This window comes from Microbacterium sp. MPR-TSA4 (assembly GCF_058792815.1).
On sequence record NZ_JBXAFF010000064.1, the window covers coordinates 1 to 12,443 of the forward strand.

11 protein-coding genes are annotated in these 12,443 nt (G+C 72.0%); 9 read left to right on the plus strand and 2 right to left on the minus strand.

Annotated features, from left to right (window positions below; all coding sequences use genetic code 11):
- Positions 1 to 133: 133 nt before the first annotated feature.
- Complete coding sequence (locus tag AC1Q49_RS15255; protein ID WP_492493192.1) at positions 134 to 757, minus strand: TetR/AcrR family transcriptional regulator; 624 nt, start codon at positions 755 to 757, stop codon at positions 134 to 136.
- A gap of 76 nt (positions 758 to 833) precedes the next feature.
- Between AC1Q49_RS15255 and AC1Q49_RS15260 the strand changes: the two genes are divergently transcribed.
- The 5 genes from AC1Q49_RS15260 to AC1Q49_RS15280 are packed head-to-tail and all read left to right on the plus strand — an operon-like array spanning position 834 to position 6,899.
- Positions 834 to 1,895: an agmatine deiminase family protein gene (locus AC1Q49_RS15260; RefSeq protein WP_492493194.1), complete on the plus strand. Its 1,062-nt coding sequence runs from the start codon at positions 834 to 836 to the stop codon at positions 1,893 to 1,895.
- On the plus strand, positions 1,892 to 3,604 hold the full coding sequence (locus tag AC1Q49_RS15265; protein WP_492493196.1) for an amidase: 1,713 nt from the start codon (positions 1,892 to 1,894) through the stop codon (positions 3,602 to 3,604). Before AC1Q49_RS15260 ends, AC1Q49_RS15265 begins: the two co-directional genes overlap by 4 nt.
- Positions 3,601 to 4,992 (plus strand): pyridoxal phosphate-dependent decarboxylase family protein, encoded by a 1,392-nt coding sequence (locus AC1Q49_RS15270; protein ID WP_492493198.1) that lies wholly within the window; start codon positions 3,601 to 3,603, stop codon positions 4,990 to 4,992. The genes AC1Q49_RS15265 and AC1Q49_RS15270 overlap by 4 nt, the downstream gene beginning before the upstream one ends.
- 45 nt (positions 4,993 to 5,037) lie before the next feature.
- Entirely contained in the window at positions 5,038 to 5,520 is a 483-nt protein-coding gene (locus AC1Q49_RS15275) for an Lrp/AsnC family transcriptional regulator (protein ID WP_101305449.1), read from the plus strand.
- Positions 5,517 to 6,899: an aspartate aminotransferase family protein gene (locus AC1Q49_RS15280; RefSeq protein WP_060960226.1), complete on the plus strand. Its 1,383-nt coding sequence runs from the start codon at positions 5,517 to 5,519 to the stop codon at positions 6,897 to 6,899. The genes AC1Q49_RS15275 and AC1Q49_RS15280 overlap by 4 nt, the downstream gene beginning before the upstream one ends.
- A gap of 33 nt (positions 6,900 to 6,932) precedes the next feature.
- Here the strand turns inward: AC1Q49_RS15280 and ald are convergent, their stop codons facing one another.
- On the minus strand, positions 6,933 to 8,006 hold the full coding sequence (gene ald / locus AC1Q49_RS15285) for an alanine dehydrogenase (protein WP_191009480.1): 1,074 nt from the start codon (positions 8,004 to 8,006) through the stop codon (positions 6,933 to 6,935).
- Between the two features lie 168 nt (positions 8,007 to 8,174).
- On the opposite strand from ald, the gene AC1Q49_RS15290 reads away from it, so the two are divergent.
- The 4 genes from AC1Q49_RS15290 to AC1Q49_RS15305 form a co-directional block, all read left to right on the plus strand.
- Positions 8,175 to 8,621 (plus strand): Lrp/AsnC family transcriptional regulator, encoded by a 447-nt coding sequence (locus AC1Q49_RS15290; protein ID WP_061782404.1) that lies wholly within the window; start codon positions 8,175 to 8,177, stop codon positions 8,619 to 8,621.
- Positions 8,622 to 8,834: 213 nt separating this feature from the next.
- Positions 8,835 to 10,199 carry an APC family permease gene (locus AC1Q49_RS15295; protein ID WP_255266099.1) on the plus strand — a complete coding sequence of 455 codons (1,365 nt, stop codon included), beginning with the start codon at positions 8,835 to 8,837 and terminating at the stop codon, positions 10,197 to 10,199.
- A 79-nt stretch (positions 10,200 to 10,278) separates the two neighbouring features.
- Positions 10,279 to 11,196, plus strand: a complete 918-nt coding sequence (locus AC1Q49_RS15300; protein WP_492493202.1) for an ABC transporter ATP-binding protein — start codon at positions 10,279 to 10,281, stop codon at positions 11,194 to 11,196.
- Positions 11,193 to 12,443, plus strand: a 1,251-nt coding sequence (locus AC1Q49_RS15305) for an efflux permease Rv1217c-related protein (RefSeq protein ID WP_492493204.1), incomplete at its 3' end; no start/stop codon positions are given. The genes AC1Q49_RS15300 and AC1Q49_RS15305, both read left to right, overlap by 4 nt.

The following is a 12,443-nucleotide window of genomic DNA, read 5'->3' on the forward strand; positions in this document are numbered from 1 at the left end:
CCGGCCACGACCGGAGGACAGGACCCGCAACAGAAGGTGGGCACGCGCGGGGTTTCTTCACCCCACTATAGAACAAAAATTCGAAACACGCAAGAGCGAGATCGCGGAATCCCGCGACCGCCCGAGGCCACCGTCACGCCCCGTCGAGCGCGTCCGCCTCCACCCCGAGCAGACCCGCGGCCGCGCGCAGCACGGGCGCGACCGGCTCGATCCCCGGCCCCCAGCCGACCAGCGCGTGGGCACTGAGACCGTCGATCATCGCCAGCAGGTGCCACGCGAGGGGCTCCGGATCGGCCGCAGGGATCACCCCGGCATCCATCCCCCGCACGATCTCGTCGGCGAGCGCGCCGCGCCAGGCGTCCATCGCCGCCCGCACCCTCTCGGCGAGCGGCGCGTTGCGCGTCCCCAGCGCCCACGCCTGCACCCAGACGAGGGTGACGTCGCGCCGGGCGGGATCCAGCGTGGTCCGCAGCAGCGCACCGATCCGCACCGGCGCGGGCGCGGCGGGGAGGAGCGCGCGCACCTCGTCGAGCTCGCCGGCCACGATGTCGAAGAAGGTGTCGGCGACGAGGTCGTCCATGCTCGGGATGTAGTGGGCGACGAGTCCCGACGCCACCCCCACGCGCGTCGCAACGGCGCGCAGCGTCACCGCGTCCAGACCGTCGGCGAGCGCCAGGTCGTGCGCAGCGCCGGCGATCTGCTCACGCCGCTGCTCGGCGCTCAATCGTGCGCGCCCAGTGGTTGACGTCTGCGGCATCCGCTCGCTACCCTCCGATGAGTTGATCATGTGATCAATAAGCTACTCCAGGACCGGACGAGAGTCGAGGATGCCGATGAGCTGGCGGATGCCGAGCGAGACCGCGCCGCACGCGCGCACGTGGATGGCCTTCCCCGTCGAGGGGCCGACCCTCGGCGAGCGCGATGCCGACCGCGACGAGGGCTACGCCGCCTGGACGGAGGTCGCCGCGGCGATCGCCCGCTTCGAGCCGGTGACGATGGTCGTCGACCCCTCCGAGCTCGCGCGCGCCCGGCGGATGCTGCCCGGCGACGTCACGATCCTGGAGGCGCCCGTCGACGAGTTCTGGATGCGCGACCACGGCCCGACGTTCGTCGTCGACGACGAACGTCCCGGCGTCCTGGGGGCCGTCGACTGGATCTTCAACGGGTGGGGAGCCCACGACTGGGCGCGGTGGGAGCGCTCGGCGGAGCACGCCCGCCTCATCGCGGCCGAGGTCGGCGCCGAGCTCGTGTCCTCCACGCTGGTCACCGAGGGCGGCGGCTTCCACGTCGACGGCGAAGGCACGGTGCTGCTGACCGAGACGGTGCAGCTCGACCCGCGCCGCAACCCCTACGCCGACCGGGCCCGCGTCGAAGCGGAGTTCGCCCGCACGCTGGGCACGACGAAAGCCATCTGGCTGCCGCGGGGGCTCACGCGCGACTACGACGACTTCGGCACCAACGGCCACGTCGACATCGTCGCGACCTTCCCCTCCCCCGGCCGCGTGCTGCTGCACACCCAGCGCGACCCCGCACACCCCGACCACGCCGTCAGCGAGGCCCTGCACGAGCTGCTCGCCGCGCAGACCGACGCGGCCGGGCGCCGCCTCGAGGTCATCGAGCTTCCCGCGCCGGCGACGCTGCGCGACGGCCACGGCGACGACGAGGGCTTCGTCGACTGGAGCTACGTCAACCACCTCGTCGTGGACGGCGGCGTCATCGCCTGCGGCTTCGGCGAGGACAAGGCGGATGCCGAGGCTCGCGCGATCCTCGCCGACGCCTACCCGGGACGCGCGGTGGTCACGGTCGACGCCCGCCCGATCTTCGCCCGCGGCGGCGGCATCCACTGCATCACGCAGCAGCAGCCCGCACTCGGCGGGCAGGAGACGCCGCGATGATCGACGTCGTCGAGGCCACCATCGCCGACCTCCGCGCCGCGCTCGAGGACGGGCTCACGACGGCCGTCGAACTCGTCGAGGTCTTCCTCGCGCGCATCGCCGCCTACGACGGCCCTGACACGGCGACCGCCCTCAACGCCGTCGTCGTCCGCAACCCCGACGCGCTCGCGGAGGCCGCGGCCTCCGACGCGCGGCGCGCCCGCGGCGCTGCGCTCTCGCCGCTGGACGGCATCCCGTACACCGCGAAGGACAGCTACCTCGTGCGGGGCCTGACGGCAGCCGCGGGCTCCCCCGCCTTCGCCGAGCTGGTCGCCCAGCGCGACGCGTTCACGATCGAGCGCCTGCGCGCCGCCGGTGCGATCTGCCTCGGACTGACGAACATGCCGCCGATGGCCAACGGCGGCATGCAGCGCGGCGTCTACGGGCGCGCCGAGAGCCCCTACTCCCGCGACTGGCTGACGGCGCCGTTCGGCTCGGGCTCGTCCAACGGCTCGGGAACGGCGACCGCGGCGTCTTTCGCGGCCTTCGGCCTGGGCGAGGAGACGTGGTCGAGCGGCCGCGGGCCCGCCAGCAACAACGCGCTGTGCGCCTACACGCCCTCGCGCGGCGTCATCTCGACGCGCGGCAACTGGCCGTTGGTGCCCACGATGGACGTCGTCGTGCCCCACACCCGCACCATGGCCGACCTCCTGGAGGTGCTCGACGTGATCGTCGCAGACGACCCCGACACCCGCGGCGACTTCTGGCGCACACAGCCGTGGATCTCCCTCCAGACCCCCTCGGCACTGCGACCGGAGGACTACCGGACGCTCGCCTCCGGCGCCGCGGTGGCCGGACTGCGCCTCGGCATCCCCCGGATGTACGTCAACGCCGATCCGGATGCCGGGACCTCCGCCGCACCCGGCATCGGCGGCCCGACGGGGCAGCGGATCCGGACGCGTGCCTCCGTGATCTCGCTGTGGGAGCAGACGCGCGCCGCACTGGAGGCCGCGGGCGCCGAGGTCGTGGAGGTCGACTTCCCCGTGGTCAGCAACTACGAGGGCGACCGCCCGGGCGCGCCCACGATCGCGACCCGCGGGCTCGTCTCGCCCGCCTACCTGCGCCGCGAGATCGTCGACCTCTCGGCGTGGGCGTGGGAGGACTTCCTCGCCGCGAACGGCGACCCCGCCCTGTCCTCGCTCGCCGCCGTCGACGGCGCCCGCGTCTTCCCGCACCCGGCCGGCGCCCTTCCCGACCGCTACACCGGCTTCGACGACGACATCGCGACCTACCCCGACTGGGTGCGCGCCCACCCCGGCACCTCCTGGCGCGACATGCCCGAGCTGGAGGAGGGCCTCCGCGGCCTCGAGCACACCCGTCGGCTCGACCTGGAGGCCTGGATGGACGATCGCGGCCTCGACGCCGTCGTCTTCCCCGCCGTCGCCGACGTCGGCCCCGCCGACACGGACGTGAACCCCGCCTCCGCCGACCTCGGCTGGCGAAACGGCGTGTGGGTCGCGAACGGCAATCTCGCCATCCGCCATCTCGGCATCCCGACGGTGACGGTGCCGATGGGACTCCTGTCCGACATCGGGATGCCGATCGGGCTGACGATCGCGGGACGATCCGGCGACGACGTCGCACTCCTGCGCCTCGGCTGCGCGATCGAGACACTCACCCCCGAACGACCGGTGCCGCCGCGCACCCCCGCCCTGAAGGACCGCACATGACCGATGCCGCCCGCATGCACGACGTCACCGCCGAGACCCGCCGCATCGTCGATCTCGTGCTCGACTACTCCCGCGAACGCCTGCTCGCCCAGGACACCCCGCTCGACAAGCCGCTCTCCGCGGCGGAGCTGAGCCGGCTCGCCGGTCGGACGATCTCCGAGGACGGCGTCGGCGCGGAGCGCGCGCTCGGTGTGTTCACACACGTGCTCGCCCCGGCCTGCATCACCACCGACGACCCCCGCTACCTCTCCTTCATCCCCACGGCCCCCACGAAGGCCGCGGCGGCGTTCGACCTCGTCGTGTCGGCGAGCGCGCTCTACGGCGGCTCGTGGCTGGAGGGCGCGGGCGCGGTGCACGCCGAGAACGAGGTGCTGCGCTGGCTGGCCGACGAGTTCGGCCTGCCGGCATCCGCGGGCGGCGTCTTCGTGCAGGGCGGCACGCTCGGAAACCTCTCCGCCCTCGTCGCGGCGCGGGAAGCCGCGCGCGCACGGCACGCCGAGGCGGCAGCGCCCGCCCCCGCGCGCTGGGCCGTGGTCTGCAGCTCGCAGGCGCACTCCTCGATCGCCTCGGCCGCCCGCGTCATGGACGTCGACGTGATCACCGTGCCGACGGATGCCGACGGCGTGCTGCGCGGCGACGCGGTGGCCGCGACGCTGGCCGACGTACACGAGCGGGTGTTCGCCGTCGTCGCCACGGCGGGCTCGACCAACTTCGGCATCGTCGACGACATCGCCGGGGTCGCCGCCGCGGCCCACGCGCACGACGTCTGGCTGCACGTCGACGGCGCCTACGGCCTGGCCGGCATGCTCTCGCCGCTGGCCCGGCACCTGTACGCGGGGGTCGAGCACGCCGACTCGGTCATCGTCGACCCGCACAAGTGGCTGTTCGCCCCCTTCGACGCGTGCGCCCTCATCTACCGCGACCCCGAGCAGGGCCGGCGCGCGCACACGCAGCACGCCGAGTACCTCGACACGCTGACCGACCGCTCCGACTACAGCCCGTCCGACTACGCCGCGCACCTCACGCGCCGCGCGCGGGGGCTCCCCCTGTGGTTCTCGCTCGCCACGCACGGCGCCGCCGCCTACCGCGAGGCGGTGAGCGCGTCGATCGTGCTGGCGCGCCGCATCGCCGACGAGATCGCGGCGCGCCCCGGCTTCTCGCTCGTGCGCCAGCCTCAGCTCGGCGTCGTCGTCTTCGAGCGCTACGGCTGGACCCGCGCCGACTACGAGGCCTGGTCCCAGCGCCTGCTCGACGTGCAGCACGCCTTCGTCACGCCGTCGAGCCACGAAGGCCGGGCGAACGCGCGGTTCGCGATCCTCAACCCGCGCACCACGTTCGAGGACCTCATCGGCATCCTGGACACCATGGAGACCCCCGAGAGCTTCTGAATCAGTCTTGATTATTCACTGCCGCGATTGATATCGTCGCGGATCATGCCTCAGACGACGGAAATCGCAGCTTCGCGTCGACAGACCCTGGATGCCGCATCCAAGCTGATCATCGAGCAGCTGCAGGAGGACGGCCGACGTCCCTACGCGGAGATCGCCAAGGCCGTCGGCCTCAGCGAGGCCGCCACGCGCCAGCGCGTGCAGAAGCTCGTCGACCAGGGCGTGATGCAGATCGTCGCCGTCACCGACCCGCTGCAGCTCGGCTTCGCCCGCCAGGCGATGATCGGCATCCGCGTCGCCGGAGACACGCGCGGCATCGCCGCACAGCTGTCGACCCTGCCGGGGGTCAGCTACGTCGTGTCGACGGCGGGTTCGTTCGATCTGCTCGTGGAGGTCGTCTGCGAGAACGACGACGACCTCATGGACCTGCTCAACGAGCAGATCCGCGCCCTTCCCGAGGTGGTCTCGACCGAGACCTTCGTCTACCTCAAACTCCACCGTCAGCTCTACAACTGGGGGACACGATGACCATCGACGACGCCGACCTGCAGGCCAAGGCCCGCGACCACCTCTGGATGCACTTCGCACGCCAGTCGGTGATGACGGAGGGCCCCGGGGTCCCCATCATCGTCAAGGGCGAGGGCCACCACATCTGGGACTCCCGCGGCAAGCGCTACATCGACGGGCTCGCCGGCCTGTTCGTCGTGAACGCCGGCCACGGCCGTCGCCGCATCGCCCAGGCGGCCGCGAAGCAGGCGGAGGAGCTCGCCTTCTTCCCGCTGTGGTCCTACGCGCACCCGTCCGGCATCGAGGCCGCCGACCGCATCGCGCACCTCGCGCCCGGCGACCTCAACCACGTCTTCTTCTCCACAGGCGGCGGCGAAGCGGTCGAGACCGCGTTCAAGCTCGCCAAGCACTACTGGAAGCTGCAGGGCAAGCCCACCAAGCACAAGGTCATCTCCCGCGCCATCGCCTACCACGGCACGACGCAGGGCGCCCTCGCGATCACGGGCCTGCCGGTCATGAAGCACATGTTCGAGCCCGTCACCCCCGGCGGCTTCCGGGTGCCCAACACGAACTACTACCGCGCGGCGGAGTCGGGGTTCGGCGGCGGAACCCCCGAGGAGTTCGGCGTGTGGGCGGCCGACCGCATCGAGCAGATGATCCAGTTCGAGGGCCCCGAGACGGTCGCCGCCGTCTTCCTCGAGCCCGTGCAGAACGCGGGCGGCTGCTTCCCCGCTCCCGCCGGCTACTTCCAGCGGGTGCGCGAGATCTGCGACCGCTACGACGTGCTGCTCGTCTCCGACGAGGTCATCTGCGCCTTCGGCCGCCTGGGCCACTACTTCGGCGCGCAGGCCTACGACTACCAGCCCGACATGATCACGTTCGCGAAGGCCGTCACGAGCGGGTACGCGCCGCTCGGCGGCACGATCGTGAACGACCGCGTCTACGAGCCGTTCGCGCACGGCGACCTGTCGTTCCCCCACGGCTACACCTTCGGCGGACACCCCGTGTCGGCCGCGGTGGCGCTGGAGAACCTCGACGTGTTCGAGGAGGAGAAGCTGCTGGAGAACGTCCGCGAGAACTCGCCGGTCTTCCGCGCCACGCTGGAGAAGCTCCTGGACCTGCCGATCGTCGGCGACGTGCGCGGCGACGGCTACTTCTTCGGCATCGAGCTGGTCAAGGACAAGGCCACCAAGGAGACCTTCGACGACGCCGAGTCCGAGCGCCTGCTGCGCGGCTTCCTCTCCAAGGCCCTGTTCGACGCGGGCCTGTACTGCCGCGCCGACGACCGGGGCGACCCCGTCATCCAGCTCGCCCCGCCGCTGACGATCGGACCCGCCGAGTTCGACGAGATCGAGCAGATCCTGCGCAGCGTGCTGACGGAGGCCTGGACCCGCCTCTGACGGGCATCCCGCGCCCGCCGGACGGGAGTGGTGTCACCCCAGGATGCGGGTGTCCACCACCTCGCCGCCGCGGATCGACAGGCCGGCGCGCAGCGACGCGTCGGCCTCGAGGGCGGCGCCGGTGCCCAGGTCGGCGAGCGCGAGCGTGTAGCGCAGCGTCGCGTTGGTCAGGGCGAGGGTCGAGGTGAGCGGCACCGCGCCGGGCATGTTCGCGACGGCGTAGTAGATCGCGTCGTGCACGCGGTAGGTCGGGTCGGTGTGGGTCGTGGCGTGGGTGCCCTCGAAGCAGCCGCCCTGGTCGACCGCGATGTCCACCAGCACCGAGCCCGGCCGCATCCGCTCGACCATGTCGAGGGTGACGAGCTTGGGCGCCGCGGCGCCCGGGACGAGCACGGACCCGATGACCAGATCGGCGTCGGCGACGAGGTCGGCGATCGTCGAACGGGTGGACACGCGCGTGTCGACCCGACCGTCGAAACGCTCGTCCAGGCGCCGCAGCTGCGGGATCGACAGGTCGACGATCGTCACGTGCGCGCCGAGGCCCACCGCCATCTGGGCGGCGTGGGTTCCGGCGACACCGCCGCCGATCACGACGACACGGCCGCGCGGCGTGCCCGGCACTCCTCCCAGCAGGATGCCGCGGCCCCCCGCCGGACCGAGCAGCTGCTGCGCGCCCACCTGCACCGACAGGCGCCCGGCGATCTCGCTCATGGGCGCGAGCAGGGGCAGCGAGCGGTCGGGCAGCTGCACCGTCTCGTAGGCGATCGCGGTGGTCCCGGCATCCAGGAGGGCCTGCGTCAACGCCGGGGCGGCCGCCAGGTGCAGGTAGGTGAAGAGCGTCAGGTCCTCACGGAGGAAGCCGTACTCGGGGGCGATGGGCTCCTTGACCTTGACGAGCAGGTCGGCCGCGCCCCACACTTCGGCGGCGTCGGCGACGATCTCGGCGCCGGCGGCGCGGTACGCCTCATCGCCGAAGCCCGACCCGACGCCGGCGCCGCTCTGGATGAGCACGCGGTGGCCGTGCGCGGCCAGCTCGTCGACGCCGGTGGGCGTCATGCCGACGCGGCGCTCGCTGTCTTTGATCTCTGCGGGAACACCGATGATCATGGCGGGACTCCTTCGTGCTGGTCCACGGGCGGGTGAGGTGGAGCGGTGCAGCGCGATCACGATGTCAGTCCCGCGGAACCTCGACAAGATCCACCGAAGATTCGTTGACATCGGCACGTTCCACCGAAATAGGATCGGCGCATGGTCGCATCAGGCTCGAATGATTCGATGGATGCCGCTGACCTCCGACTCATCGACGAGTTGCGGGCCGACGCGCGGCAGCCGCTCAGCCGTCTCGCGACGACCCTGGGGCTGGCGGCGTCCACCGTCCACGCGCGGATCGCGCGACTCGTCTCACGCGGCGCGATCCGCCGCTTCACGATCGACGTCGACCCCGCGGCGCTCGGCTACCGCACGGAGGCGCTCGTCTCCGTGCGCATCCGTCCGGGGGCGCGGGCGCAGCTGACGCGCTTCGCGGAGGAGCTGCGCACCCACCCCGACGTCGCCCAGTACTTCTACGTCGCCGGCGCGGAGGACTTCGTGATCCACTTCCGCGGACGCGACAGCGCGGACCTGCGCGCCTTCGTCACCGACCACCTCTCGACCCATTCCATCGTCGCGGCGACCAACACGAGCCTCATCTTCGAACGCACCGACGGCCTGCGCGGCGTCTGAGCCCGCACCGTTCGTCCGCGCGGACGCGATCCCCGGTCGAATCGTCCGGACATGGCGCCGACGCGTCATCCGAGGTGACGGCGACGCTACACAAACGAAACAGGCCGACCCTAGTATTCGAGCACCCGAAAGACCTCATCATCAGGAGGAATCACGAACGAGTCACTGGCCGCCACGTCGGCATCCTCGCGCTCCGCCACCCTCGCACGCTCGCTGGGGGTCTGGTCCATCGTCGGTCTCGGCCTCGGCTACATGACGCCGACGGTCGTGTTCGACACCTTCGGCAACGTGGCCGTCGAGACCAACAACGTCGTCCCCGCCGCCTACGCCCTCGCCCTGATCGTCATGGGCTTCACGGCGATCAGCTACGGCAAGATGGTCGGGGTCATCCCGAGCGCCGGCTCCGCCTACACGTACGTGCGCGAGTCGATGCATCCGAGCCTCGGCTTCCTCGTCGGCTGGACCTCGCTCATCGACTACCTGCTGCTGCCGATGGTGAACGCGCTGATCCTCCGCAGCTACATGGAGGCGCTGTTCCCCGACATCCCCGGCTGGGTGTGGGTGGTCGCCTTCACGGCGGGCGTCACCGGGATCATCTACCTGACGATGCGCGGCACGTCGAACGTCAACATGATTCTGCTGATCTTCTCGATCGTGGTCATGGCGGTGTTCGTCGTGATGGTCATCGTCCAGCTCGTGCAGGGCGCCGGCGCCGGCACGGTCGCCTCGGTGCAGCCCTTCTTCCACCCGGAGGTGGAGTTCGGCGCGGTCCTGGCCGGCGCGACGATCGTGTGCTTCTCGTTCATCGGCTTCGACGCGGTGACGATGTACGCCGAGGAGGCGAAGAACCCCAAGACGATGCCGCGCGCCATCCTGCTCACGGTGCTCGTCGGCGGGGCGATCTTCCTCATCGCGGCCTACTTCACGCAGCTGCGCTTCCCGTCCCACGAGGCGTTCCCGCCCGAGGCGATCGCCGACTCGACGCTGCCGGAGATCGGCTCGCAGGTCGGCGGCATCGTGCTGCAGTCGGTGCTGACGGCGGCGGGCTTCGCGGCCACGCTCGCGTCGTGGCTCGCCTCGCACGCCTCCGTCGCGCGGATGCTGCTCGTGATGGGCCGCAACGGCGTGCTGCCCAAGAAGTTCTTCGGCTACATCAGCCCGCGCACCCACACGCCGGCCTTCACGGTCGTCCTGGTCGGCATCGTGAGCCTCGCGGCCATCGCGTTCACCCTCGACCAGATCGTCGACTACATCAACTACGGCGCCCTCATCGCGTTCACCTTCGTGAACATCTCGGTGATCGCCTGGTTCGCGATCCGCCAGGGACGACGCCACACACCGCGCGACGTCGTCAACTACATCGTGATGCCCGCCATCGGCATGGCGCTGACCGGACTGCTGTGGGTGAACCTCGACGACCACGCGCTCATCGTCGGCCTCATCTGGACGGGCCTCGGCCTGCTGTACCTCGTCTTCCTGACGCGGGGCTTCCGCCGGCCGGTCGTCTCGTTCGACGAGAACCAGCCCGTCACCGGCTTCAACAAGATCGTCGAACCGGGGCCGCGCTCGCAGATCTGAGCGCCGTCCCCGACGCACCGGGGGAGAGGGCGGGTGTCGCATCTACCGCGACACCCGCCCTCGGCGTAGCATCCGGCGCATGACCGCCGTCATCCGCACGGACGCCCTCACGAAGCACTACGGCCGCGTGCACGCCCTCGACGGGCTCGACCTCACGGTCGACGAGGGCCAGGTGCACGGCTTCCTCGGCCCCAACGGCGCCGGCAAGTCCACCACCATCCGCATCCTGCTCGGGCTGGCGCGGCCGACGTCGGGCTCGGCGACCGTGCTCGGCGGCGACCCGTGGACGGAGGCTTCCCGCCTTCACCGCCGCATCGCCTCCGTCCCCGGCGACGTGAGCCTGTGGCCGAACCTGTCCGGAGGCGAGGCGATCGACCTGCTCTGCCGCCTGCGCACGGGCGGCGGCGGGGCGGATGCCGCGGTGCGACGCCGGCTCTGCGTGGACTTCGATCTCGACACCCGCACGAAGGGCCGCGCGTACTCGAAGGGCAACCGTCAGAAGGTGGCGCTCGTCGCGGCCTTCGCCGTCCCCGCCGACCTGTACGTCTTCGACGAGCCCACGAGCGGCCTCGACCCCCTCATGGAGGTCGTCTTCCGTCAGGAGGTCGCCCGGGTGCGGGATGCCGGGGCCACCGTGCTGCTGTCCAGCCACATCCTGTCGGAGGTCGAACTGCTGTGCGACCGCGTGTCGATCGTGCGCGGCGGTCGCATCGTGGATGCCGGGACGCTCGCCGAGATGCGCCACCTCACCCGGACGGAGGTGTCGTTCGTCGCGACGGATCGTGCGACGCTCGCGGCGGCGCGCACGGTGCCCGGCGCCGAGGACGTCACGCAGGCCGCGGGGCGCATCTCGCTGACCCTCGCGAGTGACGCCGTCGCGGCGGCGCTGCCGCGCCTGGGGGCGCTCGGCGCCGAAGGGCTGCGGGTGGCTCCCCCGTCGCTCGAGGAGCTGTTCCTCCGCCACTACAGCGCACAGCCGACCGGGGGGCCGCGATGACGACGCTGGCTCCGCTCCTGCGCCAACGCCTGCGCCGCGATGCCGTGCAGCTGAGCGTGTGGATCGGGGGCACCGCCGCCCTTGCCGCGGCCGGCTACCCCGGCGTGCGCGGCTCGTACGGCGACGAGCAGGAGCGCGTCGCGCTGTTGGCGACGGTGATGGCCAATCCGGTGATCCTGCTCTTCCGCGGGCTGCCGTCGGGGGCGGGCGAAGCGCAGATGGTCGCGTTCCTCCTGCTGCCGTGGCTGCTGCTGCTGGGAGCGCTGATGAGCTCGTTCCTCGCGGTGCGGCACTCCCGCGGCGACGAGGAGGAGGGCCGTCTGGAGCTGGTGGCGGCGACGCCGGCGGGCCGGTCCGTCCCGCTGGCGGCGACGGTGGTGCACGGGGCGGTCGCCGCGGCGGTGCTGGGCGTCGTGGTGAGCGCCGTGTTCGTCGCCAGCGGCGCTCCCGCGCTCGGATCGGCGCTGGTCGGGGCGGCCTGCCTCGTCGTGGCGCTCGTCTTCCTGGGCGTGGGTCTGGCGGCGGCGGAGCTGCTGCCCACCGCGCGCGGCGCGAACAGCCTGTCGGTCTGGGTGCTGCTCGGATGCTTCGTCGTCGCGGGCGTCGGCAACGCGCTCGGCACCCCGAGCGACGACCTCACGCGCATGACGAGCTCGGGCCTCGCCTGGGCGTCGCCGTTCGGCTGGGCCGAGAACGTGCGCCCCTTCGACGCCGACGATCCCCGGCCCCTGATCCTCGGCGCGGCGGTCGCGGCGGTCCTGATCGGCGCGGCGGCGGCGCTGCACGCCCATCGCGACCTCGGGGCCGCCTTCCTCCCCGAGCGGCGCGGTCGCGCGCACGCGCGCCCCGCCCTCGCCTCCCATCTGGCGCTCGTCGCCCGCCAGAGCCTGCCCTCCGTCATCGGCTGGACGGCGGCGGGGGTGCTCGTCGGCGTCCTCTCGACCTCGCTGGGCTCCGTGGCCGACCGGATCGGCGACGACAACCCGGCGGTCACCGCCGTCCTGCGGGCCCTCGGGGGCGCCGGCGCGGATCTCGCGCGGGGCCTCGTCGTGGTCTTCTTCGTGATGCTGGGCGTCTTCGCGGCGTGCGCGGCGACGCAGACCATCGTCCGCGCCCGCCAGGACGAGACCCGCGGCACCGCCGAGCTGCTGCTGTCATCGGGGGTCGCGCGCCGGCGGTGGCTGGGCGATCACGTCGTCGTCGCGCTGGTCGCGGCGACGCTCACCCTCGTCGGCGGCGTCCTGGGG

Coding starts and splice junctions, on each gene's coding strand:
- AC1Q49_RS15255 (WP_492493192.1), bottom strand. CDS start 757: ATGCCGCAGACGTCAACCACTGGGCGCGCACGATTGAGCGCCGAGCAG.
- AC1Q49_RS15260 (WP_492493194.1), top strand. CDS start 834: ATGAGCTGGCGGATGCCGAGCGAGACCGCGCCGCACGCGCGCACGTGG.
- AC1Q49_RS15265 (WP_492493196.1), top strand. CDS start 1,892: ATGATCGACGTCGTCGAGGCCACCATCGCCGACCTCCGCGCCGCGCTC.
- AC1Q49_RS15270 (WP_492493198.1), top strand. CDS start 3,601: ATGACCGATGCCGCCCGCATGCACGACGTCACCGCCGAGACCCGCCGC.
- AC1Q49_RS15275 (WP_101305449.1), top strand. CDS start 5,038: ATGCCTCAGACGACGGAAATCGCAGCTTCGCGTCGACAGACCCTGGAT.
- AC1Q49_RS15280 (WP_060960226.1), top strand. CDS start 5,517: ATGACCATCGACGACGCCGACCTGCAGGCCAAGGCCCGCGACCACCTC.
- ald (WP_191009480.1), bottom strand. CDS start 8,006: ATGATCATCGGTGTTCCCGCAGAGATCAAAGACAGCGAGCGCCGCGTC.
- AC1Q49_RS15290 (WP_061782404.1), top strand. CDS start 8,175: ATGGATGCCGCTGACCTCCGACTCATCGACGAGTTGCGGGCCGACGCG.
- AC1Q49_RS15300 (WP_492493202.1), top strand. CDS start 10,279: ATGACCGCCGTCATCCGCACGGACGCCCTCACGAAGCACTACGGCCGC.